We start from the raw sequence: 22298 nt of genomic DNA on the forward strand, positions 1-22298 counted from the left end.
TTTTATAGCCAACGAAAAAATAGTCGTTAGCTATAATTAATTGTCTCAGGCTATCCCTCGCTCAATCATCATTTCATTAAACGCAAAGCCATCCTGCCTTGATGCATTGGCAACATACGGTGCGTACACGTCAAACAATAAACGCGTGTCGCTGTGGCCTAACATGTGCGAGATGTACAGTGGATTTTCGTGCGCAGCGATATGCAGTACGGCTGCGGTGTGGCGTGTTTCGTAAGGGCGGCGGTGTGCAAGCCCCGCTTTATTAAGAGTGGGATACCACAGTTGAGTACTTACGAAGTGGGTATTAAGCGGCTTGCCTTTGTGAGTAAACACAAATTCACTGTCTGCTTGTTTTTGTAAGCGATTAAACAATGTAAATAACGTATTGCACATTTTTAGGTCTCGGCGCGACTTAGGTGTTTTTACATCACCCAATTCACCATTAACCCAATTGTGTCGAATACGAATGAGCCGATGATTAAAGTCGATATCTTCCCAGCGAAGGCCATGTATTTCACAACTACGCATACCGGTCCAAAAGCGCACTGTAAAATAATCGCGCCATTGTGTGGGGGTACACTCTAAAAAGCGTTGTACTTCATCGGCAATAAGTGGCAACGAATTAGCGCGTTCTTCTTTTAGGGTTTTATAGCGGCGTAATGGGTAAGGAAAGCTGTGCTCCTCTGCCGCTAAACTTAGTATGGCAACAAACGGCCAAAGAATGCCATTAATACGTTTATTAGAAAGTTTACGGGCCCCTTTGGTATCGCAAACCATTAAGCTTTCTCGAAAATAATCCACATTAATCAGCTTGATCTCGTTTACTAATATATTGCCAAACTCAGGAATAAGGTAACGGTCCAGCGTATTGCGTACCACGCTTTGGTAACTGCTTTTCCATTTTGCTTTTTGACGATCGAACCATTCATTCGCATAGTCGTTAAAAAACGGATAAAGACGATCGGGATGTTTTTCGCGTTGCAGCGCCTCAAACTTAGCCACTTTTTTACTGTCAGGAAAATAATCACGATACTGAAACGTATCTAAGTCAATTTCAGCATTGATTTTTTTAAGCGTTGCATTGGCTTTTTTTATATTAACAGGGGTTGCCATGAGCTTAGTGCCTTCACGAAAGCGCTGCCCATAGATGTGTAAATCAAATTGAATACGCCCATTGGGGCGAATGCGAATGTGAGCCATAATGGCCTCCATCAGTTAATGGATCTATAAATAGATCTATCCCTCACCGATGGAATTCGTTAGAATTGGGTCATCGGCTGGGGTGGGTTTAAAGTCAGCGCAGCCGGTACGGGGTAGGGAGGTTGCCGCCTCTTTACCCCAACTGCTTATAAGATACCAACCCGCAATAATACGTAATCAATCTGAAGTATTAAACCTGACGCTAACAGCGTTAAAAATTTCTGATTTAGAACCACTAAATAACGAAATTTTTGCCTTGTTTTCGACCCGGTTTTCTTGCTTCAAAATAGCTTACTTAATTAAGCGAATTGGTATTGTTCCCAATCGTGCTATGCCACAATGCTTTTACGCTTTAGGGATTAAATTCACAATTGTTCAAAATTTCATTAATTAATATAGCAACTGCTGTCTATTTGTCCAGTACTTTGTTGTTTTTTAATATTCTTCCTCTTTATCCTCTACCCACTCGGGATCAAACATCAAGCTCCCCTTGTGCTCCTTGCTGTTTGTGTTGATTTTTATCTGTATCGGATGGTTGCTCAAGTTGTGATGGCTTATAATCCTTGTGTAATGCTAAAATTTCTTGAAGCCGACTGTCATCCCTTTCAACAGAGAGTACACTGAGTGGCACAGTACTTTCTGAACATTCAAAAATCTCTAGAAGTAGTTGACCAACCTGGTTTTCAGTAACCTGAAAGAACATCTCTTTTATCTCTTCTATTCTTTTAATGCTAAGATTTTTTAGATCTTTAAAGTCTTTTACTGTAAAGCGAAATACGTACTCCTTTGCTTTTTCAATCTTATCAATACTAAAAATAGTTAAAGGTCGTGTGAAATTCTCTCTTTCGTTATTTAGGTCCCCATCGTCACCTATATTGTTGATAGATACTAGGCTTTCACTAATATATAAGTGTCCAGATTTTATTGATTTATACGCCTTTTTACAATTATTTACTTCCATATTCAATGCGTAAAAATCTATTGAGGCCTTGATAATGACATTTGCCAGCATTTTCTTTTTCTTTCTAAACTCCTCAATACCCGCTAACGGGCATGTGATAGATATATCAGAGCCTTGCAAAAGGAGATCATTACCTCGCTGTAAAAAATGAATGTACGGGTCTGTGTTTTGGTCGAGCATCTGTTTTATGTCATCTACCGCTAATTCATTTAATATTAAAGGGACTGTTAATTTAATGTTTTCATCTAGTGTTACCCGTGACACATGACCGTCTATTTGAATAAAAATAGCTTTATTTACTGGGTCAAATTCAATAAAGTCAAAGCTTTTAAATTTACTTGCTAAAAAAATAACCGTTTCAAAAGCAGTCTTTGATATTGGATCCCCTTCAATTTTTTGATACTCATCTAGGTATTCTAAATGAGTTTTTTGGCCCTTAGCGCATTTATAGCTTTTAAAGCCGGGGAGCTGTGGATGGTTTTTACTTGACCTAATAGTATGATCAGTAACACCTAATTTAATGAGCCCCTTTTCTTGCGTAATAGCTAAAATTGGACTTTTTGATAGATATAAAGGCAGCTGAATCAAAAATTCGGCATTGACGGAAAAAGAACGATTTTTGAGCTGCCCTGAGGTTTTGTTAAGGTCTATGTTACATATATAACAGTACGGTACCTCCCCTGCTATAAGAGTTAGTTTTTTTATCGTATTATCAATGACACCTGTCACATTTTTACATTTGTTCTTATTTTTTGAACTAGATATGGATTTAGTGAACCTTTTTAACTTATGTATTTCTTTGTCTGTAAAGTGAGCGTCCATGACGACCCCCCTAATTTTTAATTAATTTAATAAACTGTTCTACATATTCAAGTGTATGGATAGATATTTTGCTTTTTGGCTTTAGGTAAATAGTCAATGAACTTGGCCCTTCTTGCTGACGTAAAACGTTGATATATTTATATTCACTTTTCTTTGCATAATGCTTTTTAACCATTTCTAACGGTCGCTTACTGTCTACTTTTCTATTTATGTGAAGCTCAAATTCACATCGCATCCATGCCCACTCTGTATGTCTAAATACAGCATTAAACGCAGACGCATCTTTGGTGGTACAGGCAATATTTAAACGTAATGCGTGTTTGTGTTTACACACTGTTATGTTGGGGAATGATTTATATGCTGTTAGATATTTATTATTGATAGGCTGAGAGCGGTGACGACACCCACATTCCCAAATAGCACTAATAGACTCAAAGTTAATTACTGCTTCTTCAGCTTTAGGATCAGGGTGTATTAGCTTATCAAAAAGAAAGTTAGTCAGTGTTAACTGGCTCTTTTCAAGCGTACCCAACCACTTTTCTTCCAAGTATGTATTGCTTAGTGTGTCAGTTATATGCTCCTTTTGTGCGGCTTGGCTTAAATTATTTATCTGAAACACATATACCCTTAATGCGTGTTCAGTTACTGTTATTAATTGACGTCGTTTTTCAGCAAGTGTTTGCTGATCATAATCAGGGATAATATGGCTTAGTAGTCTAGATAAATCATTAGATGACGCACTTAGCCCCATCAGGTAGCGTAACGCAGAGTGTGAAAACTGCTTGTGAGTATGAGGGTTATGATATTTACTTATTATTGGTAAAAGCCAATCGATATCATGTAGGTAAGACCACCGTGTAGTTGCATAAAAAATATGGCCAATTTGTTTTCCCATATTATCTAAAAAAGCAGCACTATTAACCTCAATTGCCTCTCTGCCTTTGAACCAATAATCTAATCGAATGGCCACTGATTTTTCTGATAGCACTTCTTGCTCAAGAGGTGTTTCCCCGCGCAAATTGTCGGGCGTATAGCTAACGCAATGTAATATTTGCAGCATAAATATATGCATACCGCTGTGACGTAAATGGTGAAAGTTAAAGTGAATACCAAATAATATTCGTAATGCCCTCGATACGGGTACTAAATAGGATATAGCGCGAGAGGATAGTGTCTCAAGGTCATGACTTATAAGTGGTAAATCTTGATTACTGTGTTTTTTAATATCAAGCAGGGTATAAAAAAAATAGCGGTATCGTGTGGGTATCGTTGTATAAACCATACGGGAGGAGCCACTTTTTGTTTTACCTTCACGGGTGTTCGTAATATTGAGTGTTAAAAGCCCCGTCTCATTTTTAAATTGAATATCTTTAATGCGTAATCTAAGTACTTCACCACGGCGCAACATAGCGTAAAAACCGAGCAAAGCAGCAACAATACAAAATAAAATGTGTAATGTGGGCTTTGTTGCCCCATTAACGATAAGTGCATTTATAAGAGAGTCACATTCATCTACGCATAAGCGGGCAGCGCTAACAGAAGGGGCAATAATTGGTTTGCTAAAATTAGATAAATCCAGAGCTTCGGTTTTCTCTTGCCAGCTTAAAAACGCTAAAAATTTATAAAAGGCTTTTTTTACTGCATCAGATTTAATTGAAACAAAAATATCCTGTGCCCACTCATTAATCGACTCCTCAATGAGCGCATCAGTTAAAGTCAGAGGAAAGGGGGTTAGTACCTTTGTGAGTGAGGTATACGTTCTAATGGTTCCCTTCTCAAGCGCTGCTTTTTTAGGGCCGCCATTAATTACCCAATCTTTTGTGAAGTCAAACATCAAGCGTGGCAAAATATTATCGGTATCCCAAGGAGGGGGTTCTATTTCATTTACCTCATTTATGTCGACAGCTTTAAGTAACTTCCCATGTTGCCATGGGTTCTTAGGCCTATGCGTTGATAATGACGTAAACAACGTCGTATTCTGATTATTCTTGTAAATATCAGCTAATTTTTGTTTGCAGACATTGTCGTCAGTTATTAGCCCCACATGACGCTCAGGTTGAGCTAAATCTTTAATAAAAATAGGATTTATTTCATATTGGTTATACCAATGAATTTGAAATAGTCTCGACCATTGTGTTTTTGCTATGTGTTGAATGCCATTTGTATCCAGCCAGTGCTTAAGCTCTTTTACTAAAGACGCTGTTGTGGTTGACTTAGGCTGTTGTGCATAGTAATCACGCAGTAAGTTTTGACTTAATAATGATAAAGAATAATGAGTAGGAAAATGGGTGATATCTGTATTGTTACACTGGTGTTTAACGCGAAGTCGTGGATAAGGATGTTCATTAGTTATCGATTGGGGGTCATTTAAAATAGTTGATATATCGCCAAGCGATAAAGGCGCTATCTCAAAGCCAATCATAATCACCATAAAAGCAGTGCTAAGCTCACGCTGCTCATAAAATTTTTTGAGATCTATTTGGTAGCATGAGAATACACAGTGTGATAGCCCAGCTTCGTTCGCTATACTTTCAAACCACTCATGATCTGCGTCAGTAAGTAAGGATTTAACAAGTTCAGAACCATCCTGAGACTCCGGCAACTGCCACTGGCATGCATAACGTAAATAATAAAGAATGTTTTGCAGAGCTCTAGTGTAGTGTACTCGCTTACCTGTTGGCACAGTTGCTATTATTTTTTGTGCCTTCTTTATCTCTTTTTCTTTTAATGAACGCGTTTGCTGCTGCATTACCGGCCATTTAGTTAAAAGTTCAGCAATAACTTCTGTATCAGCACACGGCTGTGCCGTTTTACTTAGGTAGTCTTGAATATCTGCTGCATGTATCAATACGCGATTAGACATAATGTAACTCCTTAACGCCGATATGTTGGTCTAGCCCGTTTAAGTAAGCTTTCAGAACGTCAATATTTTTTGGGAACATAATATCGCTACCTAAATGTTCCCCTGTATTTTCATGGCCCATTAGGCGATCTATATCTTGAGCCGTAAGTGGTGTAAGACTAATAATAGTATGAGCACATTGAGCAAAATAGTGCCTGAGCTGATAAGGAACAACACCAGCCCAGTGTTTGTTCATAAATACGCGTAACGCACGAGCACTTAATGGTGTTGGAGTCTCTGACTTATCATAAATGTACCAAAGCTCAGGTAAATCATCATGTAAGCTTAGTTGGGAATGAAGTGATGCTTTTAGCTCAGTGTAATGCGTAATTTCTCTAAGCAGGTAATCACTTAAAATAACTTGCCTTAAGCGGCCTTTATCTTTGACAAACGTAATGTGAGTGAATGAAAAATAATGAGAGAGCAAACTAATACTGTGAGTTGGCCTTACTCCTGTTAATACAATAAACAGCAATGCTATGCGAAAGCTGACTGCATTAAAGTAAGCTAACCACTGCGCACGTGAAGCCCTATTGGTTGGTTTAAGTTGTTTAACATAACTATCAATACGATTAAGAAAGTCAGTGACGTCTTTATCTTTAGGAACACGGCGACTACCGAGCATAATTGCAGGCACTGCAACATGATCACTATTTCCTTTTGTTTTAATGATTTTATATTGACTCATACTCCCTTTATGTTTCAGATCTGGATCAATATTTTCGTAAGGCGTGTCTCTTAGGCGCTCAGTAATAAGGTTAACCGTTTTACTTTTGAGATGAACTTTGAAATACGAATGCAAATTCTCTTTTCGTATGAATTCAAATAAAAAGCCGATATATCTGTTATGGGCATCAAAAATTTTAAATCTCAGACGGTCGCTGCTGAGCCGTTGATAGCATATAGCGCTAGTATGGTGTGCTTTAACTGATTTTACTAAGTGCTTTCTTGGGATAGGGGTCAATGTTTCGTCTGCCCGAGCACATAACGATATGTAACGATAAAAGGTATTTTTTCTCGCCGGCTTAAAAGTTTTGAGCGCTAGTGGCGTCTTCCAACGGCTATTTATTAATTTAAAAAGTCGCTGTTTAACGCGATCGTTTAAAAAGGGGACATTATATCTTTGATCACCTAAATAAGGTTGAAAAATACAATTCAAATAGCGCGGGATCGGCTGCCATACGTAATAAGTGTGTTGATTATCTTTTATCTCATGAGCGTACTCTGCCCAACAATTATTACCTCGTGTAAAGGTACGAAAAGTGAATGGCTGACAATCAAACGTCCCTGATATACGAGTAAAATTTGGAATATCTTTGTAAGATTTAATACTAGTCCACTGCTGAGTGAACCAAAGAAAAAGTGCAATAATAGTCATTGCAAGACGATCTTTTTTGTCTTCTTTATTTAGCTTTATCATCAAGATGGTAAATGTTGTAGCATGTGCCATTGCATCTGGATAACAGCCACCCGCATTGTTTAAACGATTACTTTTCGCTATGTGTGTAAACATACTCATATCGACTTCTCCATTATCTAAAAGTAGAAGGTGAGGTATTAGCTAAGTTTGCCAATATCGTTTTTTTAGGGGCGTGTTTACCGTGCGCTTTAAAACAGCCATGTCGCTGTTGAATATTAGCGGCCAAGCCATTTTTTAAATAAAGTGTTATCGCACAGTTATATAGCAAGGTAACGCTTAATACATGATCAACGACATCTGCTGGGTAAATATGTACCTTTAAGATAAGCTTTTTACTTAAAGGGTGGGCTTTAAAGCGCTCTAGTATTCCGCCCGGCGCAAGTGTCAGGTAGCAATCATCATTAGTATCGGGTGTCACTGGCAGTGGATTTAAATCTAATAACGTTTGTATTACCTCAATGGGTAACTCACTAATGCAGTGGTTTACTTTTAAATTTACGAGATCATTTTTAATCAGCTCCCTTAATCGTGGATGAGCTTGTAATTTTGCTTTGGTAAACTGAATCCTTTTTTGCTTATGTTTCATATGACTCATTCTTTTTAATTAACGCATTTATGTTTTTATTTATGGTAACCCTTTACCATTGTTGCTTTGACGATTATGTCCGGCTATGTAGGCCTACTTATTCGGATTTGGCTGAAAAAAAAGCAACCGTTTAAAAAATACTCAGTCGTTCAAGACCACCCAAAAAAACTTATAGGAGTCAAGTTGTTACAATTATCAACACAGCTGCATAATCATAAAGCTAATGTTTTGCCGCAGTGGCGATTTACTCCGACTATTTAGACCTACTTATTCGGGTTGCCTATAAAGCAAGCAGGAGTGTATTTACACTACGTTTTTTGAAAATGACGCTTTTAGACCATTCACGCTTTTAGCTGTGATAAATATTTGAAAAACTCTAAACTGGTTTTCTTAATAGTTCTAAAATTAGAGCACCCCTTTTTGTGCCCTCTAAACTTCGCGTATTTAAAAAGTAGTGTGTTTTAAATGTATAATTCATTTATTTTCAATATGTTAATGATTATTTTTCTTTTCTTTGTTAAAAACGTTTTTTTCGCTTTTTTTTATTATTTATAAGTTGACAGTGTTATTTTAAGGAAATAAATGTGGTTTTTTGGGTACGGTTGGGAGTGGGAAAGCAATGAGGACTCATATTGATGCGCTGATTTATCATAAAAAATAATGACTCAATGAAATCTTGGGCTATAAATTTAATACGGCGTAATGAATACGCATGCAGCACTTTATTTAAGTAGATGTATTTAAGAAAAAGTCGGTTTGTGAGTACTTGCTCTTTTTTAATAGTTTTAGGTGGCTTAAATTATTAACCTCATAGATCAATACCTGTTGTCAGTGTCCGCGCTTTTTCATCCTTCTTGTATGTTGGTACAAGTATGCAGATAGTCCCTATCATGGGTGAGAAATAACTCTCGTAAACCCCTATTTACGATAGCTATTATTATGTTAAGTAGGTGGTTAGGTTACATCGGTCATGAAATAAACAGAAATATTGACTTGTATTGAAACGGAAAGGAAGTAATTGGGCTGGTTTAAAGGTTCACGTATTCGAACTGAATTGCCCCGTGTTTGCCAGAGACACAATAGCTTGAGAAACTGGAACTATGAAAAAATCAAATCGCTATACATCAGAATTTCGTGAACGTGCAATTAGACCTGTTACTACACAACCGCATCAATGCCTATACTGTCCTTTAGGTGATCGAATTTTAAACTAATATCCAGCCTCTTTATTTTATGTTTAATCCCCAATGGAGGTACTGTTGTATATAGGCCATTCAATGTTTAAGGATCAGGTTATATATATGTGTCGTTATAGCGCTGCTTACATGGCCTATAACCATGAATACTCTCGCATCTCACCCAAGTTTTAATACAATTAGTACTAATTCTGAGGATCTTTTTGGTGCTAACTGACGGCTAATAACGATATACAATATAGTCTTATTGAAGTTTTAGTGGTAGTTTAGTTAGGTTAATTATATTTACATTGTGTTTGGCGTAGTTATTTATAATAAAGCCTTAGCCTATCCACCATACACTTTAACATGGACGTATCAATGATAAAGATTGTTATTCTTGCTTGTTTTGTTCTTTGGATGTTCATCCGTCAGCTTACTAAATCAAACCCAAATTCAATTTGGCGTATTAAATTAAAACGTTTATCTCGTTATACCTTAATTGGCGCTATAGGTTGGCTAATAATTATCACCTTAGGCTCTGTAAAATATCAAATATATACAGACAAAACATTTACCTATAGAGGTAATGTACAAACTGTTTTCGCTTGGCAAGAAAATCGATTACTCCCTATCGAGACCCTTGCGACACCAGTACTGCTTTCTTTAGACTATGAAACTACTTACCCTTTGACAGAAAAGTCGGCGCAATTATTAACACAATATTACCTTTACGAACCTTACTATTTAGGTATTAGCCAATTTTTAGGCACAATTTTAGCATTCTTTTTTTTACTTTCCTACCTATCGCGGCATATTTCAACAGATAGAAGATGGCAAGAAGCACTCGCGGTAGACAGTAAAGTAGGTTATTGGGAGTTTATTTGTTGGGCTAATAGTAAACTACTGAGACGTTTACATTGCCTTGGTATGAAAAAAAAGGCGGCTATCGCAATACAATCGATTGATCAACGAGCTCGTTTGAAGCTTGATATGTATCGCCAAGGCTATAGTGCCCAAGGATTAAACTCAGAATTTCTTGAAATGCTAAATGAAGTTGTAAAGTCAGGTTACAATAGCATCACGATTAAAGCAGCACATCACGACAACTATAAACCTCTTGCTGAAGTACGTGATATAACAGTCGCTGCGCGAAACTTCGGCGCACGAGAACCTAAACTGTTTATGCAAAGGTATTATCAACATCTCCTCTCAAATGCGCTGAATAAGGAAACGCCCGATAAATTCGACACTATGATAAAAAATGCCCCCGAGCATTTACGCTTTTCTTACCCTGAGCCTTGTACCGCTAATAACTTATTAGAAAAGCAGTTAGCTAGCGTACTTAATCAAGGGAGAAAACGTTTTATCGGCGATGATCTTGTTGAATTCATAACCTGCTCAAGCTCAGTATTAAACCAACCAGATGTTTGCTTTGAGATTGCTTACCTGTGTCAATTAGATACTAATAAAGGCTCTCGTAAGGCATCTATATGGGCGGGAGAAACTGAGGCTAAAGTTATTACTATGGGCGGTAAAGAGTACCCGGGCGGAAATATGTTATGGCTCGTTTTTGGTATGGCATTTAACTGGCGACTACTTATTAATGATAAGGAAGTTTCTACAGGCCATTACAGCACATTACCCGACTCAAAAATATGCAACCATAGCAGGCCAAGAAAAAAAGATATGCCTGAGAAGCCTGAGGTTGAAAAGCAAATCTTTGAAGTGGTTGCACTTTCCAATGTTAGTGCGTTTTTCGCTCAGTTAATGGGAGTCGAAGCTGACAGTATTAATCAACATACAATTAATGATAAGGATACCTTAGAAAAAATAAATACCGAGAATAAAGCTTTAAATGAGCTAACTGAAAAGCTTGAAGATGCACTTCGGGGGGAGGCGCTAGAAGAGCTAATAAAAAGCAGTGGTATGGAGCTCTATCAACAAAATAAGGCTGCGGTTGACACTATTATTACAGATTATATAAAAAATAATGGTGACACCGATACGATTATGATGATCATAGATTTACTCGGTGATTCAGCGCCCGAGCTCGTTGGTTGGTTAACAAGTTTAATAGGAGATTCAAGTGATGAATAAAATTTTATTGTTTTGTAGTCTCTTTTTTATTACTAACTTACCTAATATTGCACAAGCAGATACTAAAAAGGCAGTTAAAGGCGCTATTAAAAAAGGTATTTTTGAAGAGTTGGCTGGTGAATTAGCAAAACTGCCAGGGCTAAAGCAAGTAAAAGAAAAAATCGAAACCAACAAATTTGTACTTATCTCAACAAACAAGCAGCGTGGAATTTTAAAACTAGCTAATTATAGCGATGCTAAAAGTATCACTATTACTCGAACACGCTATGGAGCAGGTTTAAAAATACTCGATAAGGCAATATTACCGTCAGGCACTTACTGGCTAAAAGCCCAACCTAAAAGTACTAAGGAACAAGCGATTGAACGGAAAGTCATCATAAATAGTGGTGTTATTAATAAAATCTCACTAAATTTTTGGCAAAAAGGTTTAAAGGTTTACCCACTAGAAATTAACACAATACCGCAATCTGCGAGAGTCAGAATTTTAAACATAGTGCCTAAATATAAATATTCCATGCCACTTCAACAAGGAAAGTACCTTGTTGAAGTGAGCCATAAACATTATAAAACAACTAAATTTAATATTTATTTGGATCATAACCAGAACAATTTTAACGTGGTATTACAAAAAAATGTTGAGTTAATTAGTGTTACGGGGACTAGAAAAACTGACGATTCAGCCCAAAAAGATAAACCCAAAAAGGAATACTCTTTAGCATCTAAGATCGCTGTTTGGAGCGTTTTATTATTATTAGTTTTTCTGGCTGCATGGTTAATTTACCGTTTAATTAAATTGTTAAAGTACTTAATAATCAAAGCATGGCAAAAGATTTCAGGTGATACAGTTTTCTAAAAGACAAGATAGCCTGATTTCAGATAATAAGTGCGACACTCATAGGTAGCTGTCAGCCCACAAGAGGGGGTTGTGTTTTTTCATACGCTTGATAGCCATCCACTTGTAAGTAGCCTTGATAACCACAAGGTAATTCATCACGCATGCGGCTGCGCGACTATTATGGTAGCCGTAAAGTACTATATTGGGGGGGGGCATCTGCTTTAGGTGAGTCTGCTCCTGAGCAATATACCCACATGTAGCTCTTGATTTAAATCGCAACGAACGCAACATTCGTTGTTATGACTGAGGCTCAAGCTGCCTTGTTAAATGTTTAAGCAGTATGTTTCTAGCACCGTTGATATCACGATCGACAGTAAATCCATCCCCTTTTATAATCTTTGATGCGCCTAGTTTATTGGTAAGCGCGCATTTAAGCTGTGCGCTTAGCTATAATCGAAGTTTAGCTGCACATCCCATGGCATTAAGTCGGTAAAGTCATCATCACCTACCTCTCGATTCGGCAACGCTCTAAATAAATGCAGGAAATAATAATAAGGATTGATATCATTGGCACGGCAGGTCATCACAATACTATAAAGTGTGGCACTTGCCTCTGCTTCATGAATTGATTTTGAGAATAACCAGTTTTTCCTACCCGTGGTAAATGGCCGGATATCTCGCTCGGTGATATTATTATTAATACCTAATTCACTATCCTAAATATACCGCACTAACTTCGGCCATTGATTAAGGGTATATTTTATCGCTTTATTTATAGCATGACACATGGGGAAGATCGTTCAAGTACAAAAAAACGATCATGTTAATCACATCACCGATAATCCTGATAAGGTCGGGAGTCGGGTTTGATTGCTGACAGGTAACCCCGAGAGTAACCATTACAATTGGCGTTGCTCAATGCCCATTGCTGTGTGTTCATTAGTCTGTTTTGGCTACTGAAATTGCCTTTACTCTAAACGACGATAATAGAGCCAAAAGCCGTTGGTATCCCAAAATAATATTTTTAATTTATCGCGTTGTTTATTACAAAAATCGAATCACGCTTGGCTTAAAGGATCGAGTGATAGCGTATCGCTGACAATAATACTCAACCCATTGATTGATTTTCGCATGTCGGTGAGCCCCGTGACCAAGTAAACTTGGTGCGTGCAAGGTCTCACAATACGCTCAATAATTTGGTTAATGTTTGGTTAACTAATGTCGATTCGAAGTCTATTTAATAGCCCTTTGGTGTGGTGAGTTTAATGATTGAAGATTGTGTAAAGGCTGCTCATGAATAACAAACGGGATCACCTGTTGCTTTTTAAACCTTACTGTTTCGCCAGAAAGGCGTTTACGCCAAGCATAGAAAGTCGATGCGCTAATGTTGTTATCACGACTAAATTGAATGATGGCTAAACAACTCGGTTTTTGCTGCTTAAAAATACCTTGCTAGTGTTTTATTTTTTGCTGTTTTTTCATAATTACCTCAAGTTAATATGCTGAGTTAATTATGCATAGGTGCCATCAACATTGGTATGTGGGGCTAATTACGTGCTTACTATTCAAAAACTCAATTAACCGCCTTAAATAATCTGCTAAGGGAATACCGCAAGAAGAGCAGCTACAGTGAGTTGGTTTTAAATTAAAGGCATTAAAAAAACCTGCAATAATTTTAGACCCGTGAGAAAGCCTACTGTGTGGTCATAGTTAATTACTTTACAGAGCGTCATTTATGGTTGTTTTTAGTGCAAATAATCAACGAGCTGGTTGCTTTTGTCTGTCTAATATTACATTTCATCTTTGATGATTTTTAATTTTCGCTAAATAGGGGCATTACGCAGGTTAAGTGTTTAGTTATACTGCCTAGATGTGTGTTAACTACTCACTTAAAGCTTTGATTTACACTATGTGGTTAGTTATACGCTTATAAATGTAATAAGTAGGCACCTAATTGTGAAGTAAGAACTAGCAATTCAAAGACTGAATGAATTAGACAAGAAAGGCCGTTGCGTTTTTTTTGCATTGTGATTTATCTAAAATTTTCATGACGATTCTTCACGCTCGCTAAATGAGAGCCTTGCTTGCCTTGTTAAAAGCGGTATTTGAGAGCGAGCGGCTAGGAGGCGTTTCAAATCAGGGGAACACCTCAAGTTTACAGCTGCATATATAAGCATGTTATTTTTTTAATAGATTTTTTGATGAGTTCCAAAAATAGACCACTCTATTTAGCATTCTCTAAAATTTGACTTTTAAAAATCATTTTAATTCAAATAGTCTATTTTGTTTTTTTTATTGATTATATGTTTTAGCTAAATAGCTAACTAAAAGTTCAGCTAGCTTTCACTGTTAGCATAAGTGTGATCTCTTATACGACTTCTAGACAGGTAATTAAACTTCAAAAAGGGGCAGCTCTGTTAGCTGTAAAAATTGGTGATCAAAGTCGTAAGAGTGCGCAGTTGCTGATGCACTAGGTGAATGGGCTTCTTATTGGTTACTTATCGATTGCTTCAGAAAATTGCAATCTCTATGATTAAAGAGCAGTTACTTGAGATCCCATATAAAAATATATTGAAAATACAAAATGATGAGAATAGATGCTTTATTCTAATCAAAAGTAGGTGTAAGTTGATGGTAATATAGCATTGGTGAGAATGATGGTTTTAATATCATCAAAATAATTAATAATATGATTAGAATAAAAGAGATGTAAAACTATGTATTTAAAATACAACTGGCAACATCCTGATTGGCCAAATTTTACATATCAGTCTGACAGACTGAGCAAGGCCATCAATGAATACATCCAAATTTCTTCTAACCTTCAAGGTCAAGTGTCTCAGCTCGAGCAAAATAATAAGTCTGAGGCTTATATTTATCTTATGGTTGAAGAAGCTATCAACACGAGCAAAATTGAGGGTGAAAATCTAAACCGTGAAGAAGTTCGATCCTCTGTTGCACGTTATCTTGATTTAGACTTATCACAGCCTAAAGGTATATTTCATAAAGAAAATGGTATTGCATCCTTATTGATTGATGTACGGAGCAACTTTGCCAATAACTTATCCAAAGAAATGATTTGTGACTGGCATAAATTATTACTTACCGGGCAAGAAGAGTATTGTGGAAAACGAGATATAAAGGTAGGTGAATATCGTGATGGTTCTGTTGATATAGTTTCTGGTCACGGTGATTATGAAGAAGTCGTTTTCGAGGGACCTCCGGGTGAAATAGTTGAGGCTGAAATGGCTGCTTTTGTTGAGTGGTACAATACAACGTCCCCATTAAATGCTGATGAAGATGTCGTTTATATTCCCGGGCCTGTGCGTTCTGCAGTAGCACACATGTGGTTTACATCAATACATCCTTTTAATGACGGAAATGGACGTATAGCTCGTGCTATTTCTGAGCATGCTTTGTTTCAGGATTTTGATATACCGCCATTATTTAGTATCTCAACACCCATCAATGAAAATCGTGATGAATACTATAAAAAACTTGCTGAAAGCTCTCGTATAAATCCGTCGGTTGATTTGAGTGAATGGGTTAAGTGGTTTGTTGAAATAACGAAACAGGCTCAGGTAGACTCTAAAAACAAGATAGATTTCATTCTGAAAAAATCTATCTTCTGGGATCATCACAAAAATACTGATTTGAATAAGCGTCAGCATAAAGTAGTGAATAAGTTTTTTGAGTTCGGTGAGAGTGGTTTAATCAAAAACGGTATCAACTCAGAGCGATACCAGAATATGACAGGCTGCTCCCCAGCAACCGCTACTCGTGACCTTAAAGACATGGTTGGTAAGGGTATCATTGACCCCTCAGTCTCTGGTGGCCGTAGTATGCGCTATTACATAAAGCTTATCGACTCTAAGCCAGTATTTAATATTTTTCCTAGAGGGAATGATAAGAAAATGCTTGAGATTAGCTTAAAAAAGATCTCAGATGACATTCAGAGAAATATCGATTTCTTTCAGGTGCCAAATGCTAAACTCAACAAATTAGTAAGCAAGTACAAAGAATTTGCCGATAGTGACGAAACTCACCTTGAGCGATTAAATGAGCAATTGGCTCAATTAGATGATGGTAATTTAACTCCTTAGCTACGAGTTAAATTACTATTTCGGCTATTGGTGTACGTAGATTTACTGTGTTTTTGATAGCCTAAATGTTCATCTATTTCTGCATTAAGCACCGCTTCAACAGTTATTTTTTAACATTTTGCTAAGTTGATTTACATCGTCAGGTGTTTTTATACTTTTAGCCGCTTCTTTAGCAAACGCTTCGAGTTCTTCTTTATTCATGTTCATCGCCTAATCCTTAAACTCTTGATAGAGTAAATTATGATAGGCAGTTACACAAAATTAGTTACACCCTCGGGTTGTTATATTGCTTAGCGCCTATCCGATAAACGACTATTACGCTGTAAATCCATGCTGTAGCCCGCTAATAACTCTGCGTATTAATTCACGGCCACGGATACTGTTCATTATGGCTCGTGCAGGTTGATTATCAAATTGAACATTGGGTGTGTCTAACCATGTATTCCAATTATCGATACTGCTGAAATATGCAATCCCAAAGTTTGACAATCGTGCCACTTCAATCGCATTCTCACTGATCTGTTTATTTAAAGGCTTATCTTTATTACGTAACAAAGTACGTTCAGTTGTGCCCAGCGCTTTTGCTAAAGTACTCAATTCCCATTGTATTGAAGTAGAAAAAGTACGTAAACCGGCTGTTGTTAAGCCTACTTTAACTATCGCAATTTCAGCCATAGGACTTGAGTGCGTATTTAATTCTCCAAGCGTGACGGTATTGATAAAGTCATGCTTTGTACTTTGCTGTACCTTATTCATTAGTAGCTCACTATGATTGACAACAATTACCTTTAGCGTTCATAGCTAACTCGTAAAACCCTGAGTAAAATAATATAGCAAGGTAATGAGTAATATCCTAAATCGCATACGATCTTTGGGACACGAAATGCGTATGTCGACTTATACGCTATCAAAGCTGGAAAATATTGCTAATTAGATAAAAGAACACTATCTGTTTCTATTTTTAAGGGCGTATAAACCAGTGGCGAGAGCCACTACAGACATAGCTAAAACTAGTGAACTACCCATCGACGCCACTCAGTGTCGATCAATGGGCTTCTACAGCCTTGACTTAGAGACTAGGCTGCTTCTTTTTTCTCAGTTCCAACAGCAAACTTCGATAGCTCGAAGACTTTCGTTTTAATGGCTGATTTCTGCTGAGATGTGGGGGTAACCCTTGCGACGATCCCAGCCGCAATCAAATCTAATTCACCTGTTTTTGCTATGCTTTTAGCCGCTGACAAGTCTCGGTTTTGGTAAGTTTCACAAGCCGTACATGTGAAATTCCTGTCGTTCAATGTCAAAACATGATGTTGGCCGCATCCAGAACAAACCCCAGTGGATTTTTCAAACCTGCCAATCTCGTGATAGAGTTTACCTTCAAGCTCAGTTTTGTATTTTGAAAGCTGAGTAATTAAGCCCATCACATTGTCGGCAACCATGCTGCCATTGAACTTTTGCATCCCTTTTACGTTTAAATCTTCGAACACTAAAATGTCATTTTCATTGGTTATCTGGCGTGAAATTTTGTGTGCAAAGTCGAGCCTTTGCCGTGAGATTTTGCCGTGTAATTTGTTGATGCGTTGTTTGGTTTTGTGCCAGCGATTTGAACCTTTAGTTCGGCGTGCAAGCTGGCGTTGCAATTGATTTAACTTTGTTTTTGACTGCTTTAAAAACTTGGGGTTATCGACCACAAAACCATCTGAGCCAACAACAGTTTGCTTTGAGTTAATGTCAAAACCTGTGATTGTTTTTAAAACTTGTTTAGCTGTTTTGCACTCAACTTCCTGAGTGATGCTGCATCCCCATTTTCCGTGGTGATACTGGATAGTTACAGTCTTGATTTTACTTGCTAGTTTGCGATGCAAGATAATGGGTATCTTGCCTACCTTTGGGATACTGATAGCGCCATCTTCAATGCGGATACAGTTTGAGTTATTGACCGCTCGAAAACTATCGTTGTGAAGTTTTTTCTTTTTATATGAGATCTTGTGCTTTGGAAAGCGTTGCAAGCGACCTTTAGTAAAAACATTCTTGAGCGCTAATTCCAGGTCGCGGGCAACTTGTTGAGCTGCCGCAGAATCGAATGCTTTGATCCAGTTAAACTCTTCGAACGTCTTGATATCTTTAAGTAGTGAGGCCATGTCTTTGTAAAACAAAAACGTTTTATCGTGCTCGTATCGACGTATGTTCTCAGACAACAATAAGTTCCAAATGCCACGCGCTGTCGCGCCAAACTCAACGAGTTTAGCTTCTTGCTCTGGCGTAGGATTTAGCCTGTAGTTGTATCTAAGCGTCTTTTTCATATACTGTATAGACTACTGTATATGAAAGGGTTGTCAAGATAGAATATGAAACTAAATCACACTGCAAATATCTAATAGCGTTACATTTAATCTTAGTTGTGAAATATAGAAGGCAATTGCTACAAGGTAACTTAGGTGAATTTGTAAAACAAAAAATTTCTGAAATTGCAGAGCGCTCAGAATTTAATATTGAAGAGATCGAGGTAGACAAAGATCATATACACATATTGCTTACGATTTCCCCGACCATTTGTGTTGCGAGTTATGTTCGTAGAATTAAACAATCAACGACACAAAGCCTATGGTCGAGATTTAAGTGGTTGAAAAAGCAATTCTGGATTGAGAAAACCTTTTGGTCTGACGGGTATTTTGTTTGCTCAGTTGGAAATGCTTCTGCTGATACAATTCGAAAATACATTCAAAAATCAGGGCTAGTTATTCCGATTCATCCCATCGACGCCGCTTCGCGTCGATCAATGGGTTTTCTCGGAAAATTTCGATAAAATAAATATATCAACACTTGTATATATATCAGTACTGATATATATCAGTACTGATATATATTGTTTGTAAGTTAATCAATAAGGTTATTAAGATGACTCTTGAATACTCAAACATCTTTGATGCAATTACAGAAGATAAAGCCGAAGCTTCTGAACTTCAGACGCGCTCAGATCTGATGATTGTTGTTCGTGACATTATCAATGCGAAGAATTGGTCACAGGCTGATGCAGCGATTCAATTAGGACTAACCCAACCTCGCGTAAGTGATCTTGTTAATGGCCGTATTGATAAATTCAGTATTGATAAGCTAATGACTTGTTTGTACAGAATTGGTTTTCGTTTTAAACCATTTTTTTCAGATAACCAGTTAACAATGGCTGTTGAAACAGTTAAAGAACACTAGTTGGAATAAGTTGACCACTTGTATCTTGACGCTTTGGATGATTAGCTATCTCCAAGCTCTAAAATCAGTGAGGATGTTTGACCACGAAATGTTTAACATTGAACTGTAGATTATCCTCTAAACCCAGTTTAGAGTTACTACCATAAATGCGGAATCTGCCATGTGCTTTTTTCATTAGGCGATCAAAGTTAGCTTTTACTGACTGAGAAGAGTATTCAGAGTTTATTTCAAATTTTGTTTTAAACTGTGAGTTTTTTAGGTAAGCAGCTATATCGATACTAGGCACATCAAAAGGGAGTATGAACTCGTGCTAATACGGAGACATTTTACCAGCTTATATGTAACGACTATTTTATGCATGTTCATTAATTACTTATGTTGTTAAAAATATAAAAATGACTTGAAATTAGATGTTTAGCCTCTATAGTAACCTGTAATAATACCTTCCAGTTACCGGCAAGCATCCGCCTGTGAGGATGGAAGTATTTCAACTGTACGGTAAAAGGATTTAACCCTCATGCATTTTCCCAAAGTCTCTGTTGCACTTGCAGGGCAAGTCAATCTTCTAGAAGAGCTAGTTTTCGTTATTCAAAGTAAGGGGTTATTTGTTTTAAATTTCAACCATACCGCCTTAATAAGAAGCTAAAAAAAAGTTGCTTATACTTTAGCAACGTAGGATTAGGAGGTGTTTTTTGTCTTTCTTAATTGACTTGATATGTTTTTGATACCAAAATATATTGAATTTTGGTATTGGAGGTTGGCATGGCGAAAAATACAAGTGTTACATTAGGTGAGCATTTTGACTCATTTATTAGTCAGCAATTAGAGACTGGTAGGTATGGATCTGCAAGTGAAGTTCTAAGAGCTGGATTAAGAGCCTTAGAAGATCAAGAATTGAAAATGAACAATTTAAGGAATATGTTGGTTGAGGGAGAAAACAGCGGAATAGCTGACTATTCATATGACACACTATTAAGTGACTTAGATAAAGAAAATCATTGATATGAAATTTCATATATCTAAAAAAGCTAAATCAGATTTAATAAAAATCGCTCGTTACACGCAACTTAACTGGGGCAGGCAGCAGAGAAATGACTATTTAAAATTACTTGATAGCGTTTTTCATCAAATTGCAGAAGAACCAGAGCTAGGTTATATTTGTGATTACATTAGAGAAGGCTATAGAAAGCGACCGCAAGGGAGTCATGTCATCTATTACAAAGAATTCGGCAAGAAAGAAGTTGTAATTATTCGAGTTCTTCATAAAAGCATGGATGTACATCGGGCTCTTTGAAAACGTAACTGGCCAACAATACTGTCCCAGATAGACTCAAGTGGATCTATACGCGTTCGCCATTGGCGTTTATTAGACAATGGCTGCTCATCCAGTTTATCAATGCGCCTTGCTGAACGTTCAGAAATACCTGCTTTCGCAGCCGCGATAACTTGGCTATTACGCTTTCTATGTTTCATATAAATAGTGACCTGCTGATCAGTGATTCGTGTTCCCGGCACAGTGAACTCCTCCGTTCTGCTGTACCGAACCTTATCAGATCAACCGGCCAAGATAATTGTCGCTAGACCGGCCACCGTAATTGTCGCTTAATAACTTGGGCAACCGGCATCTAAAAGTAGCGTTGGCAGATTTTTGAGCCTTTTGGCTATTTCTTGAAGGTATGCAATCAATTCATTTGGATCACACATAGGTGAGAGTTGCTCGGCTACTTGCAAAAAGTTTACCTTGCCTCCACGTTCAAAACCGTCACCCCACTTAAACAATCGCGTTACCATTTCAGGATCTGCTTTCATTGGCGCAAAGTCATAAATAGACGCAAACGAAATCTTATTCTCTTTTTTGTTGAAGTACCCCTTGATAAATCAAGGGGATTCTTGTCGTCAACGGTTTAAGCATTGTGATACTAGATCACTTTAGACTTCTAAAACCTCTTACAAGCATTTAATGTGTCGGTACTACCTACCGCCACAAATTATTTAAGCTATTAGCCTTAATCTCTCATTATGGATATTAATAGCGTAAGCGCACTGTTTAAATGCTCGCTTACAAACAATTGAAATATTAGACTCATGACCATCCCTGGAAGAATACTTCCGAAAATTACAATTTTTATGATTAAAAGGGAAGTAAACTTCTGTTTTTTGGGAATATCGTACGAGGTGTCAGAAATATATTTTAACTTGTACTCTGGTATAAATTTAATACAATCAGTAAATCAATATATAAATACAGGGTCGTTATGGGTACTATAAGTTTTCGTGTCGATGATGATGTGAAAAAGCGTTCTTACGCTGCACTAGAAAAATTAGGTATAACTCCGTCAGAGCTACTAAGGCAGACACTAGAATACGTTGCACAAAGAGAGGCGTTGCCGTTTAAATCCGCGCTACTGACAAGTGAGGATGAAGCGTTAATTACTGTAGCAAAAGCGCGTTTAGCTGCTCCCAAAGTAGGTGTCAAAACCTCGCTAGATACCCTATGAACATTACGCAAATTTAATGCTCGATATCTAATGAACCACCTTTAAATAACCTGATTACCACTAACTTTAAGCCAGACAAGGAGTAATTCATGGCAATTCTATTTACTAAAGAAGAGGCAATGAAAGACCTGCCTTTTATTGAAGATAAAGCACTGTATAAAGGGGTGGATTTAGCTCTATGGCTCTATCTAGACAAACATTGGAGCTTCAAAAGTGCGGTAAACAAAGCCGCAGAGAAGCACTCGGTTAAGCCAAAGATTGCTATCGAAAGGTTGCTAAGACAAGTAATACCTGAAGAGTTAATTTGGGATAGAATGAGCGGAGCAAAACCACGAAACACGCAACCTGCCTCGAAAGAAACTGCGATTAGAAGTCAAAAAATGAAGAAAATGGAAAAAGATGCTAAAAATCATGTGGTTGATATAACTGCGTAATACCATGATGCCGATCGCTCAATACCATTCAAGCCGATCACTTTTTTGTCTG

18 protein-coding genes and 3 pseudogenes are annotated in these 22298 nt (G+C 37.4%); 9 read left to right on the forward strand and 12 right to left on the reverse strand.

What is annotated here, in order from left to right; translation table 11 throughout:
• Nucleotides 1-45: 45 nt before the first annotated feature.
• The 5 genes from RB215_RS02175 to RB215_RS02195 all read right to left on the reverse strand — a co-directional run bounded on the left by RB215_RS02175 (nucleotide 46) and on the right by RB215_RS02195 (nucleotide 7891).
• Nucleotides 46-1200 (reverse strand): site-specific integrase, encoded by a 1155-nt coding sequence (locus tag RB215_RS02175; protein ID WP_309216795.1) that lies wholly within the window; start codon nucleotides 1198-1200, stop codon nucleotides 46-48.
• A gap of 472 nt (nucleotides 1201-1672) precedes the next feature.
• Complete coding sequence (locus RB215_RS02180; RefSeq protein WP_309216796.1) at nucleotides 1673-2983, reverse strand: hypothetical protein; 1311 nt, start codon at nucleotides 2981-2983, stop codon at nucleotides 1673-1675.
• Nucleotides 2984-2993: 10 nt separating this feature from the next.
• Entirely contained in the window at nucleotides 2994-5846 is a 2853-nt protein-coding gene (locus tag RB215_RS02185) for a site-specific integrase (protein WP_309216797.1), read from the reverse strand.
• Entirely contained in the window at nucleotides 5839-7404 is a 1566-nt protein-coding gene (locus RB215_RS02190; RefSeq protein ID WP_309216798.1) for a hypothetical protein, read from the reverse strand. Before RB215_RS02190 ends, RB215_RS02185 begins: the two co-directional genes overlap by 8 nt.
• A gap of 13 nt (nucleotides 7405-7417) precedes the next feature.
• Nucleotides 7418-7891: a hypothetical protein gene (locus RB215_RS02195; RefSeq protein ID WP_309216799.1), complete on the reverse strand. Its 474-nt coding sequence runs from the start codon at nucleotides 7889-7891 to the stop codon at nucleotides 7418-7420.
• Between the two features lie 1556 nt (nucleotides 7892-9447).
• Between RB215_RS02195 and RB215_RS02200 the strand changes: the two genes are divergently transcribed.
• Complete coding sequence (locus tag RB215_RS02200) at nucleotides 9448-11166, forward strand: hypothetical protein (protein WP_309216800.1); 1719 nt, start codon at nucleotides 9448-9450, stop codon at nucleotides 11164-11166.
• On the forward strand, nucleotides 11156-12019 hold the full coding sequence (locus RB215_RS02205) for a hypothetical protein (protein ID WP_309216801.1): 864 nt from the start codon (nucleotides 11156-11158) through the stop codon (nucleotides 12017-12019). The genes RB215_RS02200 and RB215_RS02205 overlap by 11 nt, the downstream gene beginning before the upstream one ends.
• A 55-nt stretch (nucleotides 12020-12074) precedes the next feature.
• Here the strand turns inward: RB215_RS02205 and RB215_RS02210 are convergent.
• The 3 pseudogenes from RB215_RS02210 to tnpB all read right to left on the reverse strand — a co-directional run.
• Nucleotides 12075-12269 (reverse strand): annotated as a pseudogene (locus RB215_RS02210) (transposase); the annotation flags it as partial.
• 175 nt (nucleotides 12270-12444) lie between these two features.
• Nucleotides 12445-12777: pseudogene (locus RB215_RS02215) on the reverse strand (transposase); the annotation flags it as partial.
• Nucleotides 12778-12969: 192 nt separating this feature from the next.
• Nucleotides 12970-13134, reverse strand: a pseudogene (gene tnpB / locus RB215_RS17825) (IS66 family insertion sequence element accessory protein TnpB).
• A gap of 1584 nt (nucleotides 13135-14718) precedes the next feature.
• Here tnpB and RB215_RS02220 point away from each other — a divergent pair.
• Entirely contained in the window at nucleotides 14719-16104 is a 1386-nt protein-coding gene (locus tag RB215_RS02220; RefSeq protein WP_192532874.1) for a Fic family protein, read from the forward strand.
• Nucleotides 16105-16419: 315 nt separating this feature from the next.
• On the opposite strand, the gene RB215_RS02225 is transcribed toward RB215_RS02220, so the two are convergent.
• The gene (locus RB215_RS02225) at nucleotides 16420-16860 is read right to left on the reverse strand and encodes an antitoxin Xre/MbcA/ParS toxin-binding domain-containing protein (protein WP_309216802.1); all 441 of its coding nucleotides are present in this window, start codon (nucleotides 16858-16860) and stop codon (nucleotides 16420-16422) included.
• 320 nt (nucleotides 16861-17180) lie between these two features.
• Nucleotides 17181-18407 carry a transposase gene (locus RB215_RS02230; RefSeq protein ID WP_309216803.1) on the reverse strand — a complete coding sequence of 409 codons (1227 nt, stop codon included), beginning with the start codon at nucleotides 18405-18407 and terminating at the stop codon, nucleotides 17181-17183.
• Nucleotides 18408-18505: 98 nt separating this feature from the next.
• Here RB215_RS02230 and tnpA point away from each other — a divergent pair, with 98 nt between their 5' ends.
• From tnpA to RB215_RS02250, 4 genes are all read left to right on the forward strand, one after another.
• A complete protein-coding gene (gene tnpA, locus RB215_RS02235) occupies nucleotides 18506-18910 on the forward strand; it encodes an IS200/IS605 family transposase (RefSeq protein ID WP_375144246.1) in 405 nt (134 codons plus the stop codon).
• Nucleotides 18911-19002: 92 nt separating this feature from the next.
• On the forward strand, nucleotides 19003-19314 hold the full coding sequence (locus RB215_RS02240; protein ID WP_024606402.1) for a helix-turn-helix domain-containing protein: 312 nt from the start codon (nucleotides 19003-19005) through the stop codon (nucleotides 19312-19314).
• 762 nt (nucleotides 19315-20076) lie between these two features.
• Nucleotides 20077-20316 carry a type II toxin-antitoxin system ParD family antitoxin gene (locus RB215_RS02245; RefSeq protein WP_008113998.1) on the forward strand — a complete coding sequence of 80 codons (240 nt, stop codon included), beginning with the start codon at nucleotides 20077-20079 and terminating at the stop codon, nucleotides 20314-20316.
• Between the two features lies 1 nt (nucleotide 20317).
• Nucleotides 20318-20608: a type II toxin-antitoxin system RelE/ParE family toxin gene (locus RB215_RS02250; RefSeq protein ID WP_024606401.1), complete on the forward strand. Its 291-nt coding sequence runs from the start codon at nucleotides 20318-20320 to the stop codon at nucleotides 20606-20608.
• Here the strand turns inward: RB215_RS02250 and RB215_RS17830 are convergent.
• Nucleotides 20575-20829, reverse strand: a complete 255-nt coding sequence (locus RB215_RS17830) for a hypothetical protein (protein ID WP_024606400.1) — start codon at nucleotides 20827-20829, stop codon at nucleotides 20575-20577. The genes RB215_RS02250 and RB215_RS17830 overlap by 34 nt on opposite strands.
• A gap of 87 nt (nucleotides 20830-20916) precedes the next feature.
• Nucleotides 20917-21123 (reverse strand): hypothetical protein, encoded by a 207-nt coding sequence (locus tag RB215_RS02260; protein WP_024606882.1) that lies wholly within the window; start codon nucleotides 21121-21123, stop codon nucleotides 20917-20919.
• Nucleotides 21124-21569: 446 nt separating this feature from the next.
• On the opposite strand from RB215_RS02260, the gene RB215_RS02265 reads away from it, so the two are divergent.
• Nucleotides 21570-21812, forward strand: a complete 243-nt coding sequence (locus RB215_RS02265; protein ID WP_008114006.1) for a type II toxin-antitoxin system RelB/DinJ family antitoxin — start codon at nucleotides 21570-21572, stop codon at nucleotides 21810-21812.
• Between the two features lie 89 nt (nucleotides 21813-21901).
• Entirely contained in the window at nucleotides 21902-22246 is a 345-nt protein-coding gene (locus tag RB215_RS02270; RefSeq protein ID WP_192532923.1) for a hypothetical protein, read from the forward strand.
• Nucleotides 22247-22298: the final 52 nt, after the last annotated feature.

Origin of the sequence: Pseudoalteromonas sp. HL-AS2 (assembly GCF_031198805.1) — a bacterium.
Lineage (GTDB): Bacteria > Pseudomonadota > Gammaproteobacteria > Enterobacterales > Alteromonadaceae > Pseudoalteromonas > Pseudoalteromonas nigrifaciens.